Here is a 22,568-nt window from a genome sequence, read left to right on the forward strand (position 1 = left end):
GGACCACGATCTTCCTCCAGAAGGATCACGCGGCCGAAAGGCATTGCGTGCAATAAACTAATATTACACTTAGTCAATCAAAAGGGAAGAAATATCATATTGAGGAATATGCAATGTGATTAAATTTCCACACCTCGATATCTCCGATACAAAAACGCCCGCCGTGATCAGCATGGCGGGCGTTGATGAGAGTGTAACTGGCGGTAGTTCTAGCGGCGCGGTGGCAGCGCGTAAACTTCGGCGCCGGCCTCGTTGATCTGGCGCCGCAGGTCGCGCCGTTCGTCAGCGGTCATCCGGCCCACACGACGATTCATCTCGGCGTTACGATTGTTTTCCTGCATGGCGCGGCGCTGTTCCTCGGCGCGCGACTCGTAGCTGCGCGGGTCGAGCTGGCGCTGGTCCTGACGCTGATCTTGACGCATATCCTGGCGCTGGTCCTGTCGCATGTCCTGGCGCATCTCCTGACGCAAGTCCTGCTGGCGCATGGCTTGCTGGCCCGGCTGGCCGGCCGAATGGGCGGGCGCCGCCAGCACACCGCAGCACACCACGATGGCAGCCATGGTATATCGAACGCAAAAAGATGCGCTTGCAGCCGCGTGTATTTTTTTGAGGTCGATGAACATGGCGTTCCTAAGAGGTGATTCCATGCCCGCAGTGTATGATGGTTTGCACGAGGGAGTAAGACCAATCGGGTAAAGTTTGTAACACTTTGTAATGGGTAAAAGTAGACGTTTTCGTGACACGAATATGACGTTACCATAGCAACATCAATAAGACAACCTGGCACATAAATGACGACGACTACGCTTGATTCCAACAACACTGGCGGCAGCAATACCGTCAATCAGCATGGCCACCAGGCCAAGATTATGGTAGTGGACGACGACGTGCGCCTGCGCGACCTGCTGCGCCGCTATCTCACCGAACAGGGCTTCAACGTCTTCACCGCCGAAAGCGCCACTGCCATGAACAAGCTGTGGCTGCGCGAGCGCTACGACCTGCTGGTGCTCGACCTGATGCTGCCCGGCGAAGACGGCCTGTCGATCTGCCGCCGCCTGCGCGGCGCCGGCGACCAGACGCCCATCATCATGCTCACCGCCAAAGGCGAAGACGTCGACCGCATCGTCGGCCTGGAAATGGGCGCCGACGATTACCTGCCCAAACCATTCAATCCGCGCGAGCTGGTGGCGCGCATCGGCGCCGTGCTGCGCCGCCGCGGTCCCGACGAGATTCCGGGCGCACCGTCCGAAACCCCGCAAACCTTCGAGTTCGGCCAGTTCGTGCTCGACCTGGGCACCCGCACCCTGAAAAAGGCCGGCGAAACCGTGCCGCTCACCACCGGCGAATTCTCGGTACTGAAAGTGTTCGCGCGCCATGCGCGCCAGCCGCTCTCGCGCGAAAAGCTGATGGAGCTGGCGCGCGGCCGCGAATACGAGGTGTTCGACCGCAGTCTCGACGTGCAGATCTCGCGCCTGCGCAAGCTGATCGAACCCGATCCATCGAGCCCGCTGTACATCCAGACCGTGTGGGGCCTCGGTTATGTGTTCATTCCGGAGGGTCAGCCGCGCTAAGCGCGGGCTAGCGCATGAAGTCCAAGTCGAAGTCACCGTTCAAACGCTTGTTTACGCTCCGTCTCGCCAGCCTGAAAAGCGGTTTGTTCTGGCGTACCTTCATCCTGCTCGGCGCCCTCACCACCACCAGCATGACGGCGTGGGTGGGCATGATCAGCGTGGTCCAGCACGACCCGCAGGTGCAGCAGATCTCGGCCCAGGTGGTGTCGGTAGTGACCATCACCCACGCCGCTCTCACCCACTCGGCGCCGGAGCTGCGGCGCGAGCTGCTGTTCGACCTGGTCTCCAACGAAGGTATCCGGGTGTTTACCCTGGAGGCCGACGACCAGGTCGATCCGCCGCCCGACAACGCCCTCATGCCCGACATTCAAAAGCTGGTGCGCGCCAAGCTGGGACAGGACACGCGCTTTTCGTCCAAGGTTAATGGCGTCTCCGGTTTCTGGGTGTCGTTCAAGATCGACGACGACCAGTACTGGCTGATGCTCGAGCGGGAGCGCATCCGTGGTCTTACCGGCATCCAGTGGCTCGGTTGGGCCAGCGTGGTGTCGCTGATTTCGCTGCTTGGCGCGGCGCTCATTTCCAGCCTGGTCAACCTGCCGCTGCGGCGCCTGACCAAGGCCACGCGCGCCTTTGCACAAGGCATGCGCCCCGACCCGCTGCCCGAAACCGGTCCGAACGAAATCCTTGAGGCGAACCGCTCGTTCAACCACATGGTGCTGCAGCTGCAGCAGGTGGAGTCGGACCGTGCCGTAATTCTGGCCGGCATTTCCCACGACCTGCGCACGCCGCTGGCGCGCATGCAGCTCGAAGTGGAAATGGCCAACCTTTCCGATGATGCGCGCGAGGGCATCCAGTCCGACATCGGCCAGATGGACGCCATCATCGGCCAGTTCCTCGACTATGCGCGCCCCACCGAGAAGTCGAGCTTCATCGACGTCGATATCAGTGAGCTCGTTGCCGATGTCGCGCACGACGCCGGGCGCATGCCCGACGTGCGCGTCAAGACCGACATCGCGCCGGACGCGCATGCCATGGGCAACGCCACCGACCTCAAACGCGTGATCAACAACCTGGTGGAAAACGCCCGCCGCTACGGCAAAACGCCGGGCCAGGACATCACGGAAATCGATATCGCCTGCAGCGTCAAGGGTGCCGGTGCGGCCAAGCGAGTAACGATCGAGGTGCAGGACCACGGCCCCGGTGTGCCCGACGACCAGATCGCACAACTGCTCAAACCGTTTACCCGGCTCGATACGGCGCGTGGCCAGGCCAACGGCGCCGGCCTGGGCCTGGCCATCGTGGACCGGGTGATGCAGCGCCATGGCGCAGAACTGACGGTGCGCAACCGCGACGGTGGCGGCCTGTCCATCCAGATCGTGATGAAAGCAGCATGAGAAAAGTTTTACTGATTGCAGCCGCGCTGGCGAGCGGTGCACTGTGCGGTTCCGCCGGTGCCGCCAAGGCGGCTAAACCTGCCCAGGTCGCGCAGCAGCGTGAACCGACCACCGAAGAACGCGCATCGTTCGAGGCCTTTTTCAGCGCGCGCCAGGCCGCCGTGCCGCAGGGGCCGTGGGCCACGCGGCCGCTGTTCGCCCCCGCCTTCGAGATCGACCGCGAGAGCGCCGGCAAGCCGTGGCGCGTGATTGCGCGCATGGATTCGGCGCCGCGCCGCTCGCACCCCGACCTGTGCCGGCAAATCCGCTCGAGTTTCATCTACAACGCCAAGGCGCCCGAGGGTGAGCGCTGGCAGGACGCGGCCGAGCCGCCGCGCTGGCACGTGTGGCTGGCCACGCCCACCGTGCCGTGCGCGGCCGCGCGCTACACCACCTTGCAAGACCCGAAGGTGGCGGACGTCGATGCCGTGGCGCTGCTGCGCCAGCACCGCGATTTGCTGGGCCGCGCGCGCCTGCTGTTTGCCGGTCATTCGCAGTGCGCACCGTATCGCGCGCTGACGTACCGGCTGGCCGCGCTGGAACCGGCGGCGCCGGTTGCCGGCGCACCGCTGATGCTGGGCATGGTTTTCGAAAGCGACCGCCACGCGGTGGCGCGGGTGGCCGTGCGTAAAAGCGGCGGCGAATACACGGCGTGGAATGTCAGCTGTACCGGCTAGCGCGCTTACACTGAATGACGCTGGGACGGCTGCTCGGCGCCGGCCAGCAGCTTGGTGAGCAGCAGCTCGGCCGAACCATAACCGTACAGCGAGTCGGCCTCGAAGCCGACGGTTTCGTACGGGACCGATTCCTCGCGTTCCGAGCGCGCAGGATCGTTGCTGGCATAGGTGACGCGCCAGGCGCGTTTCAAGGCATCGGCACGGCGCAGGAACTGCGGCATGGGCCATTGGGCCGCATCGAAGGCGTCGAGCTCGCCAAGCACGCGCCAGTGGCCGCTCACCAGCGCCATGTCGCCTACCCGCAGCACCTTGATGGCGTCTTGCGCAGTCAATGTTTTAAGCCGCGCCAGGTCCGGCAGGCCGTCCTGCTTCGGACCGAACAGATAGGCCAGCATGATCTTGCTGCCCGGCGACAAGCGCGCCACCAGGCCGGCGCCGTAACCACCGCTGAGCAACGGCACGGCGAAAAAACTACCCTCTTGATACGACTGCCTCATTCCCATCCTTTCGCTACACACGCGACAGACCTTGCTATTGCCTGGCAGAGCCCGCCGCGCTGGCGCCTCGCGGCGCAAAAGTGGCAGTGTAGCGGCGGCGCGCCAAGTGTGGCGCACGCGTGGCGCAGGCGTCACAATCGCGCATGCAGCCTCGCTTTGCGGGTTTTTAATGATGACGATTGTGTTACACTCCGGTTTCGCTAGGGGTCCTGGAATCGTTTTCCGGGTGAGAGATACCCTTCGTACCTGATCTGGATAATGCCAGCGAAGGAAAGCGCAAAAGTCGGCCCTCCCCTCCTTTGATGTCTCTCCTCGCGGCGCCCAGCCGAACACGTAGAGAGCAGCCATCATGTCCACACCACATTTCGCCGTATCCGTCATCGCCCTGGCGGTGCTCAATTCCTTTGTCGGCGCCGCCATGGCCGAGGAAGCCGATCAGCCATTGCCTGAAGTCGTCGTCAGCGCCGTCAAAGCGCGCGCCAGCACCGCCTCGATCGGCGGCTTTTCCAACGCCTCGCTGCTGAGCACTCCGGCCTCGCTCAACGTGATCACGTCGCAGCAGATGCTGGACCTGCAGATCCGCTCGACCACCGACGCCGCCCGCTACGACGCCAGCCTGTCCGACGCCTACAATGCGGTCGGCTATGCCGAACAGTTTTCGATCCGCGGCTTCAAGCTCGATAACGCCAGCAGCTACCGCAAGGACGGCATGACGATTGCCGGCGACACCCAGATCGCGCTGGAAAACAAGGAACGGCTGGAAGTGCTCAAAGGCCTGTCGGGCCTGCAGGCCGGCGTATCGGCACCCGGCGGTGTGCTCAACTACGTGACCAAGCGCCCCACCGACAACCCGATCCGGATGGTGGTGCTGGAAACCCGCGAGCGCGGCACGCTGTACGGCGCGGCCGATGTCGGTGGCCGCTTCGAAGATACCCGCTTTGGCTACCGCGTCAACGTCGCGGCCGAGCGCCTGCGCTCGATCGTCAAGGGCGCCGACGGCAACCGCAAGTTCATCTCGGGCGCGTTCGACTGGCGCATCTCGCCGCAGGCGCTGCTGCAAATCGATGCCGATTACCAGCGCAAGTCGCAGCTCACCGCCCCCGGCTTCCAGCTGCTCAACAACACCACGCTGCCGGTGATCGACGCCGACACCATGCTCAACGACCAGCCGTGGTCGCGCCCGGTGGAAACCACCAGCAGCAATATCGGCGCCCGCTTCGAGTACACCTTCTCGCCCGAGTGGAAAGCCACCGTCAGCGCCAACCAGAACACCTTCAAGCGCGACGACTACACGGCCTTCCCGTACGGCTGCAGCGCCCAGGAACTGTTCCCCGGCTTCTGCGGCAACGGCGATTACGACGTCTATAACTACATCAGCAAAGGCGAGAAGAAGTCGCCGCTGACGGTGCAGGCGCTGTTGCAGGGCCGCTTTAACGGCGGCGCGATGACGCACGAGGTGACGTTCGGCAGCTCGCTGATGCGCAACCGCGAAAAATGGGGCGACGACCTGTACGATTATTCGGGCGTGAGCAATATCTACAACCCGGTGGTGGTGCCGCCAGCGCCAGGCACCAGCGGCCCGGTGTCCGAGCGCCGCTATACCAACGAGCGCTCGCTGTTCGCCCAGGACATCGTCAGCCTGATCGAACAACTGAAGCTGCATGCCGGTGCGCGCTACGTCCAGGTACGCCGCAACCAGTACGTCGGTGAAAACGACGCCGGCGTGATCCAGCCCAATGCCCTGACCGACGCCGGCTTCTGGCTGCCGAGCGTGGCGCTGGTGTATGGCCTGCGTCCCAACGTCTCGCTGTACACCTCGTACGCGCAAGGCCTCGAGCATGGCGGCGTGGCGCCCAAGGGAGCTCTCAACGAACGGCAGGCGCTGGAACCGGCAAAATCGAAACAGGTGGAACTGGGCGTCAAAGCCGACATCCGCAACGACCTCAGTGCCACGCTGGCGCTGTTCCAGATCCGCAAGGGCCTCGAATATGTCGACAACGCGTCCAATATGTTCGTGCGCAACGGCGAGGCGCAAAATCGCGGCCTGGAAATGGGCCTGAACGGCCGCGCCACGCGCGAGCTCACGGTGGGCATCACCGCCACGGCGCTGAGCACCAAACAAAGCGGCACCGGCCTGGCCAGCCTGGACGGCAAGCGCGTGACCAACGTGGCGGCGTTCAAGTCGTCGGTGTTTGCCGACTACGCGGTGCCGCAGGTGCAGGGGCTGAACGTGAGCGCCAACTGGCAGTACTCGGGCAAGAAGGCGTTCGATGCAGAGAACACGGTGTTCGTGCCGAAGTATCACCTGATGAATTTCGCGGCGGCCTACTCCACCCGCATCGGCGGCGTGGCCACCACCGTACGCGCCGGCATCGACAACGCTTTCGACAAGTTCTACTGGCGCGATGTCACGCCGGACCTGGGCGGCTACCTGATCCCCGGCGCCTCCCGCACCGGCCGCATCTCGGCCCAATTCGACTTCTAACACTTCGGGGTCAGTGCCGACATTCGGACATTTTTGAACTTAATCCAGCGGCAATGGTCATCATATTGATGGGCTCGTGTCCAAATGTCGGCACTGACCCCGAACTGGGTAATACTAAGGCAGGTGGCGGTTGGCTTGGGCCAGGCGTTCTGCGAGGGTGCCGGTGATCAGCAAGTAGGGAATGGCGCGCCTGGACAGTTCTTCCATCAGCATGGTGTTGATGGTCACGCTCACCTGCTCTGATTCGCGTTGCAGGCCGTCGGCCTGCCAGGGAATATCGGACGCGGTCACCAATGTGATGGCATAGTCGCGCTGGTGACGGTTGGCCAGCAGTTCCAACTCGGCGTCGATGCCGTGAAAATAATGGCGACTGTACACGGCCGTCATCAACGGCGTGGTGTCGCAAAAGAGGTATCGGTGCGCCAGCGGCATGGCCGCGTCTTCGCGCGCGCGCTGGGTGCGGGCGATGTGTATCTGGTCCTGCGCCACCGGCACGCGCGCTTCGGTATCGACGAACTCGCGTAAATACTCGGGCACCCACACGGTGCCGTGGTCGCGCGCCAGGGCCGCCGCCAGCGTGGTCTTGCCGGACGACGCGGCGCCCAGGATGGCGACCTTCACTTCAGCATTCACTCGAGCACCAGACGCCTGCCGCCACCATCGTTGCCACCGCCACCTCCGCCGGTCGGCATGCCTGCCGACTGCTGCCACGTGCGCAGGCCCACGATCGCCATGCCGACAAAGATCGCGTACAGGATCGCGGTGAGCATCAGGTGCTTGTGCAGGTACAGGCCCACGTACAGCACATCGACGATGATCCACACGTGCCAGTTCTCCACTTTTTTACGCGACAGCAGCAGCTGTCCCACCAGGCTGCCGGCAGTGAGAAAACCGTCCGAGAGCGGCACGTCGGTATCGGTCCAGGTCTTGAGGAACAGCGCCAGCACCAGGAAGCCCACCAGCCAGCCACCGGCGGCCAGCCAGCGCCCGCGCGCATCGAGCGCGGTGACCGGCAACTCCGCGTGCCGACCGTGGTGATCGTCACCGCGCAACCACTGGCGCCAGCCGTAGACCGATACCGCGATGAACACGAACTGCAAGCCCATGTCGCCGTACAGGCGCGAGCCGAAGAACACCATCGCATAGGTGGCCGACGAGACGATGGCGAACAGCCAGGCCCAGTGGCTCTGGCGGATGTTGAGCCACACCGTGACCACCGCCAGCACGAACGACAGCAGCTCGAGCGGAGTCGTGACAAACACCGCCAGGTGCAATGGCAGGTTCATATACCCGAGCAGGACTGTCAATGCGTGCATGGCTTACTTCGCGGCTTTGGTTGGATACTTGATGGTCATTTCCTGCAGCAGGTTGTCGGCATGGTCCACCTCCGTCATGATCCACAGCATATACCGGATATCCATGTGGATGGCGCGGGTGATCTCGGGATCGAAATACCAGTCCTTGGTGATCGATTCGTAGGTGGAGTCGAAATTCAGACCGATCAGCTCACCGTTACGGTTCATCACCGCCGAGCCGGAGTTGCCGCCGGTGGTGTCGGCGCTGGTGAGGAAGTCCACCGGCACCGTGCCCAGGACCGGATCCTTGAACTGGCCGTAGCGCTTGGCCTTGATCGCGTCGAGCAGCTTTTGCGGCGCGTTGAACGGGTCCTTGCCGGTGTGCTTCTGGACGATGCCTTGTACGGTGGTGAATGGCCCCTTGGTGATGCCGTCGGCCGGCGAGTACGGCGCCACGGTGCCATAGGTCACGCGCAGCGTGGAGTTGGCATCCGGGTACACCGGCTTGCCCTGCGATTTCTTCCACGCGATCACGGCTGCCATGTACTGCGGGATCACCCGTTCCAGGTTGCCATCGAGTTCGGCGCGGCGGTCCTTGAGCGACTGCGTTACGCCGTCGAGTTTCAAGGCCAGTTGCAGGAAGGCGTCGCCGGAAGCCTTGAGGGCGGCGGCATCCTTGCCCATCCAGCCCACGCGCGTGGCGGTGTCGCCCAGCCGGGTATTGGCGTACAGCGCCGGCACTGCGTCGGCCGCTGGCAACAAGGCGTCCAGGCCTTGCACGTGCAGGGACTTGGGCAGTTTGGCGTAGCGTTGCAGGGCGGCGGCAAAGCGCGCCTGGTCCACGCCGGCCACGTACGACTGCTCCAGGCGGTTCAGGCGCGCGCGGATCATGTTCTGGTCGCGCTGCTGGTAGCCCACTTCGCGCTCGGCATCGGGCTTGGCGCCTTCGCTGGCCAGGCGCACCAGGGTGGCTGCGCTTTTCAGCAGGTCGCTGGTGAACGCCACGCCGTGGCCGAATTCCTCGTCGGACAGCGCGATGTCGGCAGCGATCACGGTATCGAGTTCGGCCAGCAGTTGCGGCGACTTGCCCGGCTGTCTGGCATACCAGGCGCGGAATTCGGCGTCCTGCGCATCCTTGATGGCGGCGATGTCCTTGCGGGCGAAGCCGTCGGACAGGCCCTGCGCCTTTTTCATCACGTTATTGAGGCTCTTGGCCACGCTGGCGTAACGCACTTCGTCGGCCGGCTTGCCTTTCGTCGATGCGGCGATGACGTCGAGGTCCGCCTGGATTTCGGCCACGCGCTGCGGGAAAGTGACGTCGCGCGCGGCGCGCACTTCGGACGGCAGCTTGTAGCGGCTGGTGCGGCCGGGGTAGCCGGCCAGCAGCACCGGGTCGCCGTTTTTCAGACCGGCGGCCGACACCACCAGGAAGTCTTTCGATTGATACGGCACGTTGTCCGGCGACGGATCGGCCGGACGGCCGTCCTTGCCCACGTAGGCGCGCAGGAACGAGTAGTCGCCCCCCTGGCGCGGCCATTCGTAGTTGTCGATATCGCCGCCGAAGTTGCCGATCATGTCCGCCGGCGCGTACACCAGGCGCACGTCGCGGATCATCATCTGGCGGATGCGATAGTATTCGAGGCCGCGATGGAAGGCCGGCACCGAGCAACGGTAAGCTCCAACGCTACCACTGCTCTCGCATTCGGCGATCAACGCCTTGATGGCTTTTTCAACTGCGTCGTGGCGCTGCTTGCCGGTCATGGCGGGCGTGACGCCCTTGAGCACGCGCGCGGTGACGTTTTCCACCTTGTCGGTCACGTACACCAGCGTGTTCGGGCCGCCCGGCAGTTCTTCGGCGCGGGTTTTGGCGAGGAAGCCGTTTTCGATGTAATTGTGTTCAGGGCTCGAGTTGCGCTGGATGGCGCCGTACGCGCAATGGTGGTTGGTGACCACCAGGCCGGCGTTGGAGACGAACGACGCCGAGCAGCCGCCCAGCGAGACGATGGCACTCATGGGGTGCTTCGAGAGGTCGGCCAGTTTTTCGGCGGGGATGGCGATACCGATCTTTTTGAGTTCGGATTTCAGCTGCGGCAGCTGGTATGGCTGCCATTGCCCTTCGTCGGCACGCGCCGACGTGGCTGCCGCGCAGATCATGGCGACAGACATTGCGAGTTTTTTTAACAAGATTGAGCCCCTGGTTGAAAGTCAGCGGCAGTATATTCCTTTTCCCGCCTCAGCTCCATACCAGGTCGAGGCTCATGGTGAGCCGGCAACCGCCGCCGGCCAGGTACGGCGCCACCTCCAGGTGGCCGCCCAGCGCCTGCACCCGCTGCGCCATGCCGATCAAGCCGAACGAGTCGCTCTTGGCGCGTTCTTCCGGCGCCATGCCGATGCCGTTGTCGGCCACGCTGAAGGTGAGGCGCCCTTCATGCACCCTGAGCGCGACAGCCACGTAGCTGGCCTGCGCATGGCGGCGCACGTTGGTCAGCGCCTCCTGCAGGCTGCGGAACAGCACGATCTCCACCTCCGGTCCGATCACCGCGAAAGCACCTTCGGGAGGCAGCGACAGGTCGCAGGTCAGGCCGCTACGCTTGCGGAACTCGGCCACCTGCCACTCCAACCCGGCTTGCAAGCCCAGGTCCAGTACCGCCGGCCGCAAGTCATTCATGATGCCGCGCACGCTGCGGATCGTGCTATCGAGCTGGTCGAGCGCGCTCTGGGCCCGCCGGTGCAGGCGCGGCTGGCGTGTGCTGCTGCGGGCCACCAGCAGCGAAATATCGATGCGCAGCGCCAGCAGGTTCTGTCCCAGCTCGTCGTGGATATCGCGCGCGATGCGCTTGCGCTCCTCTTCCTTGACCGTCTCGAGGTGCACCGCCAGCTTGCGCAGCTGTTCGCGCGACTGGTGCAGCGCGGCCTCGGTACGCTTGCGCTCGGCGATCTCCATGGTCAGCAGGCGGTTGGCGGCGGTCAGTTCGGCGGTGCGCGCAGCCACCCGCGCGTCGAGGTCGCGCGACAGCGCCAGCAGGTCGGCATCGACGCGACGCCGCGCCGTCACATCGGAAAACACACCGATGAAGCGGCCGATGGCGCCTTGTTCGTCGTGGATCACGGTGAGCGACATGCTGGCGGTCCAGGGGGTACCGTCACGCCTGCGGTTGTACACGTCGCCCTGCCATTTGCCATCCTCGCGCAGGCGCCGCAGCGATTCCGCATGGAAGCCGGGCGGGTGGGTGCCAGGCCGGCCAAGGAAGCGGGGATTGCGGCCCAGCGCTTCTTCCACCGGGTAACCGGTGATCATCGTGAAAGCGCGGTTGACGAAGACAATGTCGCCGTTGGCATCGCACACGATCACGCCTTCCCCCATGTGGTCAAGAACCTCGAATGCGCGTCGACGGGCTGACTCGCGTGCACCATCGCTGCCGATATCGGTGAGAATGACACGGAACTTGGCGGCGGCAGGATCGAGATTGACGTCAAGGTGAACCTGGCGGCCTTCGCCGATATTTGGTCCGCGCAAACTCAATAGCGGTAACTCGAGCGTGCCGCGCTGACCGTGTTCGAGCATCCCGTCGAGAAAACGCCGCAGCAGAACCTGGGCTCTCGGCGCTACGAACTGTTCGAAGCGCCGACCGGGCAGCGCATCGCGCGGCAGTCCGAGCAGCTCGCCGGCGGCCAGGTTGGCGCGCGTAATGCCGCCTTTTGCATCGAGCGACAGGTAACCAACGGGAGCCTGGTCGTACAGCTCCGCGTAGCGCTCGCGCCCTGCTTCGGCCTCATCGCGCTCCGACTGCATCTCGATCAGCGCCAGGTTCTGCATGTCGAGCTCGACCTGGCTCACTTGCAGCTCGTGCCAGTGGCGCAAGGCGTCGCTGTCGACACTCGATGGCAGTTGCGGGCTACCGGCCCCCATCGCCGTCACCGCCTGCTCGGCAGCTTCGCGCAACTGGTCGGCGTCCAGCAACTGGCGCGGCGTTTTCTTCATGTCACACCGCGCCGTCTTGCATCGACCGCAATTGCGACTCCAGCTGCTTCGCTTCGGTGATGTTGATGAAGGTGACCACCACGCCGTCGATCACATTGTCCACCGTCCGGTAAGGCATGATGCGCACCGTGTACCAGCCGCCGCTGCGGGTGGGCACGTGCTTCTCGCATACCACCAGCGTACGCAGCACGCAGTCGGCATCCGCCTCGAGCTCCGGGTAATCGAGGTCGTTGGCGATGTCGCTGAGCGGGCGCTGGACATCGGTGGCAATGAGCTTGTAAATGCGTGTAGCCTGGTCGGTGAAGCGGCGAATGCGCAGCGCACTGTCGAGGAAGATGGTGGCGATATCGGTGCTGTTAAGCAGATTTTTCATGTCGCCATTGATCAGCGACAGGTCGTCCACCTTCGATTGCAGCTCGGCGTTGACGGTGTACAGCTCCTCGTTGAGCGACTGCATTTCCTCCTTGGAGGTGGTCAGCTCCTCGTTGGTCGATTGCAGCTCTTCGTTGGTCGATTGCAGTTCTTCGTTGGCCGACTTGAGCTCTTCGCGCGAGGCCTGCATCTCGTCGCGCACGGCCTGGATTTCCAGTCGCGCCTGTGCCAGTTGCTGTTCCAGCTCCTGTACCAGCGGCGGCGATGCGCGCGCGCGCCGCTTCTGCGGCGGCAGTGCATGACTGGCAAAGGTGACCATAATCGTGCCGGCCAATGGGCCAGAATGCGGCATTGCCTCCGCAGTGAGATCGAGCGCGTTTTCCGGCCGTCCGCCTGCGTCATGCTGGACCAGGCCACGGACTTCGACCATCTGGTCGGACTGGGCAGCGTTTTGCAGCAGTGCTGCCAGTTCGTGGCGCAAGCCGTCCCGTGCCATGGCGTGAATATTCCAGTTGGCCTTGCCGGCAGCCGGCTCGAGGAAGGCGCCGGTGCGGCCATGGATATAGAGAATGTCGCCGTGCGCGTTGAGCAGCACTGCCGCCGGCGAGTGCTTGCGCAATAGCAGTTGCTCAACCTGGGTTTGCAGGTTTTCTTTCATGGAAGCGTGACCAATCTGGTGTATGGGGGGCAACGCCACATTGGCGACCCGTGTGGGAAAGTAGCTGGTCACGCGCCCGGGGTCGGCATCGAGCCGCCGGTAGACGCGGCTGGTGCCGGCCAGCGGCGCAAACAGTTCATGAAAGCGCCCCGGCGTATCGGCGCTGCCCAATACCAGCAAGGCGTTGGGCCTGAGGGCGTAATGGAACAGTGGTATCAGCTGCGTCTGCAGGCGCGGCGTAAAATAAATCAGCAGGTTGCGGCAGCACAGGATATCGAGCTTGGTGAATGGTGGATCGGCGATCACGTTCTGGCGCGCGAAAATAATGGAGCCGCGCAGGTCCTTGCGGATGCGGTAACTGCCCTTGTCGGCCGGGGCGAAGTAACGACGCAGACGTTCCGCCGAGATATCCCCGGCAATGGCATGACCAAACAGCCCCTGGCGGGCGCGATCGATGGCGTCGCCATCGAGGTCGGTGGCAAAGATCTGCAGCGTGAAGCGCGCGGTCGGCCGCAGGCGTTCGAGCACTTCGTCGAACACGATCGCCAGCGAGTAGGCTTCCTCTCCGGTGGAACAGGCGGGCACCCAGGCCTTGAACGCGGCCCCTTCCGGGTGCTGCTCCAGCAGGCGCGGTAGCGCGTATTCGCCAAGGTAATCCCACACCGGCGCATCGCGGAAAAAGCTGGTCACGCCGATCAGCAATTCCTTGAACAGCAGTTCCACTTCAATCGGGTTGTCCGCCATCCAGCGCACGTAGTCGGGCAAGGTGGCGCACTGGCGCAGCTTCATGCGCCGGTCGATGCGGCGCATCACGGTACTGAGCTTGTAGTCGGCGAAGTTGGCGCCGGTTTGCTGGAGCAGCAACTGGAACATTTGCTGCAAGGCCGCGCGCTGGTCGCTGGCCTGCACCGGCAACGCGCCGGCGCCGAGATCACCCCTGCGACGACGCCAGTCGGCCACCTGTGCCGCCATCTCGCCCGGCAGCGCGACGATATCGACCGCCTGCGCCGCGATCGCACTGGCCGGCATGGGATCGTAGCGCGCCGAAGACGGCAACTGCGCCATGGTCAGGCCACCCGCATCGCGCAATGCCGCCAGACCGATGGTGCCGTCGGCGCCTGTGCCGGACAAGGCAATACCCACGGCCGACTCCCCTGCGTAACTGGCCAGGGCACGAAAAAAACTGTCGATCGGATGGCGGCCGGCAGCAGGGCCGTCGGGTGGTTGCACGGTAAAACAGTGACCGTCGAAGCCGCAGCCGCCACCGGCCGGCGCTACGTACACGCGGTCCGTTTCCACCGGCATGCCATGGACCAGCTCCGTCACCGGCATGCCGGTGACGCGTTGCAGCAGTTGCGGCAGGATGGACGGCAACGCCGGCGCATGGTGCTGTACAACGACGTAAGCGAACCCGCTGGCAGGCGGCACGCTGGCGAGGAATTCGCAGATCGGATCGAAGCCGCCGGCCGAGGCGCCGATGCCAACTACTGGCACACCGGCAGCATGAACCCGCGCAGGCAGGGGCCCGTCCACGCGGCCTGGCGCAGCCTGGGCGTCGGGGACATCACTGGATGGCGTCATGTTGAAATCCGGAAGCGGTGTCGATGTGGCGAAAAAGCATATCTTGCAATAAGATTATAGCAAAGCGTCTTCGCGTTTCGCGCATCGCGCTCCATCTTCCCCCCCACCCGCACCATTACACGGTCGTGCCGCTATCAGATTGCTATTGAGCAGCCACGTGCCACCCGCCGCCCAGTGACTGGATCAGCGCCACCGCCGTGGTCTGGCGGTCGCCCTGGGCCTGTATCAGCGACCGGCGCGCGTTGAGCGCGGTGCTCTGCGCTGTCACCACCTCGGTATAGTTAACCTGGCCGGCGCGGTAGCGGTTGAGCATTTGCGCCTCCACCTGGTCGGCCGCTTCCGACGCGGCGCGGCGCAGTTCGAGCTGCTGCGCCAGCGCGCGCGTGGCCGAGAGCTGGTTTTCCACGTCAGCAAACGCGGTCAGCACAGTCTGGCGGTAGCTGGCGATGGCGGCATCGCGCGAGGCTTCGGCGCCAGCCACGCGCGCCTTGATGGCGCCGGCGTCGAACAGCGTCTGCGCCGCCGACAGGCCCAGCGACCACAGGCTGTTCGAGGCGTTGAACAAGCCGCCGGTGGCGCTGGAACCAAAGCCGTACGAGCCGCTCAGGGTCAGGCTCGGAAAGTAGGCGGCGCGCGCAATGCCGATCTGCGCGTTGGCCACGGCCACGCGGCGCTCGGCAGCGGCGATGTCGGGCCGGCGCTGCAGCAGGGTCGAGGGCACACCGGTCGGCACATCGGGCACCACCACGGCCCACTTGGCGGGTGCAATGGCAAAGTCGCTGGCGGCCTTGCCCAGCAGGACGGCGATCGCGTGTTCGAGCACCGCGCGCTGGCGCACCAGCGTGACCTGGTCGATGCGGGCATTGGCCAGCTGGGTTTGCGCCTGCAACAGGTCCGATTTGGCGGTGACGCCCGCATCGAAACGGTTCTGGGTAATTTGCAGTACCCGCTCGTAGCCCTCGGTGGTGGCGTCGAGCAGTTCCTTCTGGGCGTCGGTCATGCGCAGCGACAGGTAGTTGGTGGCCAGCTCGCCTTGCGCGGCGAGGCGCGCAGCGGCCAGGTCGGCGGCACTGCCTTGCAGGCTGGCTTCGGCGCTGTTGGCGCCCGCGCGCAGCTTACCCCACACGTCCGGCTCCCAGCTGGCGCCGATGCTGGTGCGGTAGGCATTGGCGGTGCGGGTGTCGCCGCCGCCACCGGAACGGTTGGCGCTGGCGGAGAGGTCCACCACCGGGAACAGCGCCGCGCGCTGCTCGGCCACCAGCGCCCGCGCCTGGGCGTAGTTGGCGGCGGCCACCGCCACGTTCTGGTTGGTCACTTCCACGCTGGCGGCCATCTGGTTCAGTTGCTCGTCGCCGAACAGCTGCCACCACGGGCCGCGTTCGAGCATGTCGGCCGGCGCGGCCTCGGTCCAGCCGGCAGCCACTTTCTCGGCGGCCGGCGCGGTTTCCTTGAAAGCGGCGGGGCTCGGGGTGGCCGGCAGCTGGTAGGCGGGACCGACCGCGCAGCCGCTTGCCAGCAGCGCCGACATCAGGGCCAGGACGATGATCGAAGGACGGAACGTGAATGCGTGTGTGCTCATGGTGTGGTCGGCGCCGCAGTTGCCTGCTCGCCGTGGATTCTGCTCAGTTGTTGTTCGGACGGGCTGCGGCGACGCAGCTTGTCCATCAGGATGTAGACCACCGGCGTGGTGAACAGGGTCAGCAGCTGGCTGGCGATCAGGCCGCCGACGATGGTCACGCCCAGCGGGCGGCGCAGCTCGGAGCCTTCGCCAAAGCCGATCGCCAGCGGCAACGCGCCCAGCGCGGCAGCCACGGTAGTCATCAGGATCGGCCGGAAGCGCAGCAAACATGCCTCGCGCACGGCTTCCAAAGGCGACAGTCCGCGCGAGCGTTCGGCCTCCAGCGCGAAGTCGATGATCAAAATGGCGTTCTTCTTGACGATGCCGATCAAAAGGAAGATCCCGATCAGGGCGATGGTCGAGAACTCCATCTTGAACAGCAGCAGCGCCAGCACCGCGCCCACGCCTGCCGACGGCAAGGTGGTGAGCACGGTCACCGGGTGCACCAGGCTTTCGTACAGGATGCCCAGCACGATGTAGATCACCACGATGGCGGCCAGGATCAGCAGCGGCAGCGCCTTGTTGCTGTCCTGGGCGCTCTTGGCCGAACCCTGGAAGCTGCCACGCACATTGTTGGGCAGGCCGATCGCCGCTTCGGCGGCGGCAATCTGCACGGTCGCATCGGACAGGCTCACGCCCTCCACCAGGTTGAAGGCGATGGTGGTGGCCAGTTCGCCGTCCTGGTGGTTGATCGAAGTGGCAGTGGAGCTCTCGGCAAACTTCGCCACCGACGACAGCGGCACCATGGTGGTGGCCGAGGTGCTCAGCGCCGAACCGGAAGAGGCGTCGCGCACCGCCGGCGCCGAGACATTGGCCGCCAGGCCGGTGCTGCTGGCCGTGGTGGTGGTGGCGCCGCTGGCGGAAGTGGTCGTGGTGGTGGCAGTGGGCGCGCCGCTCGGGTTGGACGCCGTGGGCGACGGCAGCCCTTTCGACGGTACATACACGTCCTTGAGCGCCTCGGGACTGCGGCTGTACTCGCGCGCCACCTCCATGATCACGTGGTACTGGTTGACCTCATCGTAGATGGTCGCCACCTGGCGCTGGCCGAAGCTGTTGTACAGCGCATTGTCGATATCCTTCGACGTGATCCCCAGCCGCGAGGCGCTGTCCTTGTCCACCGTGACATAGGTTTCCACGCCATTTTCGGCCTGGTCGCTGTCGACGTCGATCATGCCCGGCTGGGTTTTCATGGCCTCGGCCAGGCGCGTGGCCCACTTTTTCAGGTCGGCCTGGTTGTCGCTCTTGAGCGTGTACTGGTAGTTGGCGTTGGCGGAACGCCCGCCCGAGCGCAAGTCCTGCACGGGACTCAAGAACAGGGTCACGCCGGTCACCTTGGCCAGCTTGGGCCGCAGGCGCGCCAGCACGGCGTTGCCGGCCACGGTGCGCTCGTTGGCGGGCTTCAGGTTGATGAACATGAAGCCGCCGCCGGCGCGCCGACCACCGGTGAAGCCCACTACCGTGGCCACGTCCGGATCGTCCTTGATGATATTGACCAGCTGGCGCAGCTTGCCTTGCATGGCCTGGAACGAGATGCTCTGGTCGGCGCGGATGCCGCCGTTGATCTGGCCGGTGTCCTGCTGCGGGAAGCCGCCCTTGGGGATGGCCGCAAACAGGTAGAAGTTCAGGCCCACCACGAACAGCAATCCCAGCATCACCAGCCACACGCTGTGCAAGGCCCAGTCCAGGCCATGCTCGTAGCCCTTCAGGATGCGGTCGAAACCGCGCTCGAACACGCGCGCCAAACGGCCCGGCTTGACCGTGTGCTGGTCGGCCTTGAGCAGCCAAGCGCACATCATCGGTGTGGTGGTGAGCGAGACGACAAGGGAGATCATCACCGCCGCCGACAGGGTCACGGCAAACTCCTTGAACAGCGCGCCGAACTGCCCCCCCATGAACAGCAGCGGAATGAACACCGCAATCAGCGACAGGCTGATGGACAGCACGGTAAAACCCACTTCGCGCGCACCGAGCAGCGCTGCCGTCATGCGGTCCATGCCGGCCTCGATGTGGCGGGTGGTATTTTCCAGCACCACGATGGCGTCATCGACCACGAAGCCGGTGGCCACCGTCAACGCCATCAGCGACAGGTTATTGAGTGAAAAGCCCAGCAAATACATCACGCCGAAAGTGCCCAGCAGCGAGACGATGGTGGCCACTGCCGGAATGATGGTGGCGCGCAGGTTGCGCAGGAAGGCGCTTACCACCAGCACCACCAGCAGGATCGAGATGATCAGCGTGATCTCGATCTCGTGCAGCGAGGACCGGATCGAGTTGGTGCTGTCGCTGGCAACCGACACCGTCACGTCGGGCGGCAACTGCGCCTGCAAGGCCGGCAGCTGGGCGCGCACGCTGTCCACGGTCTCGATGACGTTGGCGCCGGCCTGGGGGCGCAGCAGCACAATGATGGCCGGCTGGCCGTTGAACAGGCCCAGGTTGTTCTGGTCTTCCACGCCGTCAACCACTTCGGCCACGTCCTGCAGGCGGATGGCGGTGCCGTCGCGCCAGCCCACCACCAGGTTGCGGTAGTTGGCGGCGCTGCGGCCACCCTCGCCGTTCACCGATTCGGTATAGATTTGCAGGCGGCGGCCGTCGCCCTGGATGGCGCCGCGCGGGCGGTTGGCGTTGGTGGCCTGGATGGCGGCGCGCACGTCCTCCATCGACAGGCCCATCTTGTTGAGCGTGTATGGATTGAGTTCCACCCGCACCGCCGGCAGCGAACCGCCGCCCAGTTCCACGTCGCCGATGCCTTCCACCTGCGACAGGCGCTGCACCACCACGTTGGACACCGCATCGTAGATCTGGCCCGGCGTGCGGGTCTTGGACGTCAGCGCCAGGATCATCACCGGCGAGCCGGAAGTATTGGCCTTGCGGTACGTGGGATTGCTGCGCAGCGTGGCCGGCAGATCGACCCGGCTGGCGTTGATCGCCGCCTGCACCTCGCGCGCCACCGAATCGACGTTGCGATTGAGGTCGAATTGCAGCGTGACGTTGGTACTGCCGGTGCTCGAATTCGAAGTCATTTCGTTGACCCCGGCGATCACGCCGAGGTGCCGCTCGAGCGGCGTGGCCACGCTCGACGCCATGGTCGAAGGACTGGCGCCGGGCAGGCTGGCAGAGACCGAGATCACCGGGAAGTCCACCTGCGGCAGCGGCGCCACCGGCAGCACGAAGAACGCCCCGATACCGGCCAGCGCCAGGCCGATCGTCAGCAGGACGGTGGCGATCGGCCGCTTGACGAACGGTGACGAAAGGTTCACAGCGCACCGCCTTCGACCGGGTACGACTCTTCCTGCTTGCGCCCCGCCTGGCCGCCGGAGCGCCCGCCGCCGAAACGGCGTCCCAGGCTGTCGAAGGCCAGATAGATCACCGGCGTGGTAAACAGCGTGAGCATCTGGCTGACGATCAGGCCGCCGAAGATGGCCAGGCCCAGTGGCCGGCGCAGTTCGGCGCCCTCCCCCCAGCCCAGCATCAGCGGCACGGCCGCGAACAGCGCCGCCAGCGTGGTCATGATGATGGGACGGAAGCGCAGCAGCGCAGCCTGGTGGATGGCGTCACGCGGCGACTTGCCGCCTTCGCGCTCCGCCTCGATGGCAAAGTCGATCATCATGATGGCGTTCTTCTTGACGATGCCGATCAGGAGGATGATGCCGATAATGCCGATCACGCCCAGGTCCTGGCCGGTGATCATCAGCGCCAGCAGCGCCCCCACGCCGGCCGACGGCAAGGTGGACAGAATCGTCAGCGGGTGGACATAGCTCTCGTACAGCACGCCGAGCACGATGTACACGCACACCACTGCGGCCAAAATCAGCCACAGCTGGTTGGACAGCGAATTCTGGTACGCGCCCGAGGCGCCAAGGAAGGTCAGGGTCACCGATGGCGGGAACTTGATGTCGGCGGCGGCCTGGCGGATCGCGTCCACTGCGGTGCCGAGCGAGACGCCGCTGGCGGTGTCGAAACCGAGCGTGGTGGCCGGGTACTGCGCCACGTGGGTGACCTGCAACGGCGCCGGACGCTCGCTGATGGTGGCCACCGCCGACAGCGGCGTGGCCTTGCCCGAGCCGGTGCGAAGCTGCAGGTTGATCAGGTCCTGCGGCGACGTGATGGAATCGTTCTTCGCTTCGAGGATCACCCGGTACTGGTTGGTCTCGGTGAAGATGGTGGAGACGATGCGCTGGCCGAACGCGCTGTAGAGCGCATCGTCGATCGAGGCGGCAGTGACCGACAGGCGCGACGCGGTGTCGCGGTCAATCGAAATGTAGGCCGCGTTGGCGCTGGCGCCCACGTCGGACACCACGTTGCGCAGCTCTTTCCTGGTGCGCATCTGCTCGGCGAGCTTGGTGGCCCACTCGTTGACGGTGGCGTTGTCGGCGCCCTCGACCGAGACGCGGAACTGGGTCGGTCCCGATTCTGCATCGATGGTCAAGTCCTGCGTCGGTTGCAGGTACAGCGTCAAGCCCGGAATCTGCGCCACGCGGTTGCGCAGGCGGTCCATGATGTCCTGCGGCTTGCCGCTGCGGTCGTGCTTCAGGTTGATCAGCATGCTGCCGGTATGGAGCATGCTGTTGTTGGCGGCGTCCACGCCCACCACGGAGCTCAGCGTTTCCACGGCCGGATCGTCGAGGATGACGCGCGCGGCCTGCTGCTGCAGGTCGGCCATGCGCGCGTACGAGACGGCCTTGCCGGTTTCCAGGCGCGCCTGCAACTGGCCGGTGTCCTGGGTCGGGAACAGGCCCTTGGGAATGGCGATGTACAGCAGCACGGTCAGCAGCATGGTGCCCAGTGCGACCAGCAGCGTCAGGCCGCTGCGCGCGATCACCCAGGTCAGCGAGCGGTCGTAATGACCGACCACCCAGTCGAAGAAGTGCTGGAAGCGGATGGCGAAGCGGCTCGGCTTTTCCTCGCCATGGGCTTTGAGCCAGCGCGCCGACATCATCGGCACCAAGGTGAGCGACACCACCGCCGAAATCAGGATGGTGATCGCCAGCGCCATGGCAAACTCGCGGAACAGGCGGCCCACCACGTCGCCCATGAACAGCAGCGGAATCAGCACCGCAATGAGGGAGACGGTCAGCGAGATGATGGTAAAGCCGATCTGCTTGGCGCCGCGCAGCGCGGCCGGCATCGGCGCGTCGCCCTCCTCGATATAGCGGGCGATGTTTTCGATCATGACGATGGCGTCATCGACGACGAAGCCGGTGGCAATCGTCAGCGCCATCAGCGACAGGTTGTTCAGGCTATAGCCGAGCAAATACATCACCCCGCAGGTGCCGATCAGCGAGATCGGTACCGACAGGCTGGCGATGATGGTGGCGCGGATACTGTGCAAAAAGGCGAAGATCACCAGCACCACCAGCACCACGGCCAGCAGCAGCTCCATGCCCACGTGCTTGACCGAGGCGCGGATGCCGGTGGTGCGGTCGCTCAGCACCTCGACCTTGATCGCGCCCGGCAGGCCCGCTTCCAGTTCCGGCAGGCGCGCCTTGATGGCGTCCACGGTGGCGATCACGTTGGCGCCCGGCTGGCGCTGGACGTTGAGGATGATGGCCTGCCTGATGTTGTTCTGCGAGCCGGCCCAGGCGCCCAGTTCCACGTTCTCGGCGCTGTCGACCACCTGCGCCACGTCGGACAGGCGCACCGGGGCGCCGTTCTTGTAGGTCAGGACCAGGTCCTGGTAATTCTTGGCCGTGACCAGCTGGTCGTTGGCGTTGATGGTGTAGGCGCGGGTGGGACCGTCGAAACTGCCCTTGGCGCCGTTGGAGTTGGACGACGAGATCACCGTGCGCACGGTGTCCAGTCCCAGCCCGTAAGAGGCCAGCAGGTTGGTGTCGGCCTGGATGCGTACGGCCGGACGCTGGCCGCCCGACAGAGTGACCAGGCCCACGCCGGAGACCTGCGAGATCTTCAATGCCAAGCGGGTGTTGACGATGTTCTGCACTTCCGTCAGCGGTATGGTGTCGGAGGTAATGGCCAGCGTGAGCACCGGCGCGTCGGCCGGGTTGACCTTGGCGTACACCGGTGGCGCCGGCAAATCGGTCGGCAGCAGCGAGCTGCCGGCATTGATCGCCGCCTGCACTTCCTGCTCGGCCACTTCCAGGGTCTGGCCCAGGCCGAACTGCAGGGTGATGATGGACACGCCGGCAGCGCTGGTGGAACTCATGCGCTGCAAGCCCGACATCTGGCCGAACTGGCGTTCCAGCGGTGCGGTCACGGTCTGGCCCATCACCTCCGGGCTGCCGCCCGGGTACAGGGTTTGCACCTGGATGGTGGGGAAATCGACTTGCGGCAGCGCGGACAGCGGCAGGAACTTGAATCCCACCAGGCCGGCCAGCACGATCGCCAGCATCAGCAGCGATGTCGCTACCGGCCGCTGGATAAAGGGAGCGGATGGACTCATCG

At 64.9% G+C, this 22,568-nt stretch carries 14 protein-coding genes and 1 riboswitch; of the genes, 4 read left to right on the forward strand and 10 right to left on the reverse strand.

The window, feature by feature from the left end:
• Positions 1-209 precede the first annotated feature (209 nt).
• Positions 210-560, reverse strand: a complete 351-nt coding sequence (locus tag DUPY_RS19110; protein ID WP_229255428.1) for a hypothetical protein — start codon at positions 558-560, stop codon at positions 210-212.
• Between the two features lie 309 nt (positions 561-869).
• Here DUPY_RS19110 and ompR point away from each other — a divergent pair, with 309 nt between their 5' ends.
• The 3 genes from ompR to DUPY_RS19125 are packed head-to-tail and all read left to right on the forward strand — an operon-like array spanning position 870 to position 3,681.
• Positions 870-1,571, forward strand: a complete 702-nt coding sequence (gene ompR, locus DUPY_RS19115) for an osmolarity response regulator transcription factor OmpR (RefSeq protein ID WP_227012300.1) — start codon at positions 870-872, stop codon at positions 1,569-1,571.
• A gap of 14 nt (positions 1,572-1,585) precedes the next feature.
• Positions 1,586-2,965, forward strand: coding sequence for a sensor histidine kinase family protein (locus tag DUPY_RS19120; RefSeq protein WP_070250131.1), 1,380 nt, complete (start codon positions 1,586-1,588; stop codon positions 2,963-2,965).
• Positions 2,962-3,681 (forward strand): hypothetical protein, encoded by a 720-nt coding sequence (locus tag DUPY_RS19125; RefSeq protein ID WP_070250133.1) that lies wholly within the window; start codon positions 2,962-2,964, stop codon positions 3,679-3,681. The genes DUPY_RS19120 and DUPY_RS19125 overlap by 4 nt, the downstream gene beginning before the upstream one ends.
• Positions 3,682-3,686: 5 nt before the next feature.
• On the opposite strand, the gene DUPY_RS19130 is transcribed toward DUPY_RS19125, so the two are convergent.
• Complete coding sequence (locus DUPY_RS19130) at positions 3,687-4,178, reverse strand: Imm26 family immunity protein (RefSeq protein ID WP_070250136.1); 492 nt, start codon at positions 4,176-4,178, stop codon at positions 3,687-3,689.
• A gap of 192 nt (positions 4,179-4,370) precedes the next feature.
• Positions 4,371-4,468: riboswitch (TPP riboswitch) on the forward strand.
• Positions 4,469-4,527: 59 nt separating this feature from the next.
• Between DUPY_RS19130 and DUPY_RS19135 the strand changes: the two genes are divergently transcribed.
• A complete protein-coding gene (locus tag DUPY_RS19135; RefSeq protein WP_070250138.1) occupies positions 4,528-6,663 on the forward strand; it encodes a TonB-dependent siderophore receptor in 2,136 nt (711 codons plus the stop codon).
• A gap of 114 nt (positions 6,664-6,777) precedes the next feature.
• Here the strand turns inward: DUPY_RS19135 and DUPY_RS19140 are convergent, their stop codons facing one another.
• From DUPY_RS19140 to DUPY_RS19175, 8 genes are all read right to left on the reverse strand, one after another.
• Positions 6,778-7,296 carry an AAA family ATPase gene (locus DUPY_RS19140; protein ID WP_070250140.1) on the reverse strand — a complete coding sequence of 173 codons (519 nt, stop codon included), beginning with the start codon at positions 7,294-7,296 and terminating at the stop codon, positions 6,778-6,780.
• Positions 7,293-7,949, reverse strand: a complete 657-nt coding sequence (gene pnuC / locus DUPY_RS19145; protein WP_070250142.1) for a nicotinamide riboside transporter PnuC — start codon at positions 7,947-7,949, stop codon at positions 7,293-7,295. The genes DUPY_RS19140 and pnuC overlap by 4 nt, the downstream gene beginning before the upstream one ends.
• A gap of 33 nt (positions 7,950-7,982) precedes the next feature.
• Positions 7,983-10,124, reverse strand: a complete 2,142-nt coding sequence (locus tag DUPY_RS19150; protein WP_229255429.1) for a S46 family peptidase — start codon at positions 10,122-10,124, stop codon at positions 7,983-7,985.
• Positions 10,125-10,191: 67 nt separating this feature from the next.
• On the reverse strand, positions 10,192-11,940 hold the full coding sequence (locus tag DUPY_RS19155) for a PAS domain S-box protein (RefSeq protein WP_070250144.1): 1,749 nt from the start codon (positions 11,938-11,940) through the stop codon (positions 10,192-10,194).
• 1 nt (position 11,941) lies between these two features.
• A complete protein-coding gene (locus tag DUPY_RS19160; protein ID WP_167359088.1) occupies positions 11,942-14,551 on the reverse strand; it encodes a CheR family methyltransferase in 2,610 nt (869 codons plus the stop codon).
• A 142-nt stretch (positions 14,552-14,693) separates the two neighbouring features.
• The gene (locus DUPY_RS19165) at positions 14,694-16,130 is read right to left on the reverse strand and encodes an efflux transporter outer membrane subunit (protein WP_070250148.1); all 1,437 of its coding nucleotides are present in this window, start codon (positions 16,128-16,130) and stop codon (positions 14,694-14,696) included.
• Positions 16,127-19,426 (reverse strand): efflux RND transporter permease subunit, encoded by a 3,300-nt coding sequence (locus tag DUPY_RS19170; RefSeq protein WP_070250150.1) that lies wholly within the window; start codon positions 19,424-19,426, stop codon positions 16,127-16,129. Before DUPY_RS19170 ends, DUPY_RS19165 begins: the two co-directional genes overlap by 4 nt.
• Positions 19,423-22,566: an efflux RND transporter permease subunit gene (locus DUPY_RS19175; protein WP_070250152.1), complete on the reverse strand. Its 3,144-nt coding sequence runs from the start codon at positions 22,564-22,566 to the stop codon at positions 19,423-19,425. The genes DUPY_RS19170 and DUPY_RS19175 overlap by 4 nt, the downstream gene beginning before the upstream one ends.
• Positions 22,567-22,568 lie beyond the last annotated feature (2 nt).

The organism is Duganella phyllosphaerae (assembly GCF_001758785.1).
GTDB classification, from domain to species: Bacteria; Pseudomonadota; Gammaproteobacteria; order Burkholderiales; family Burkholderiaceae_D; genus Rugamonas; species Rugamonas phyllosphaerae.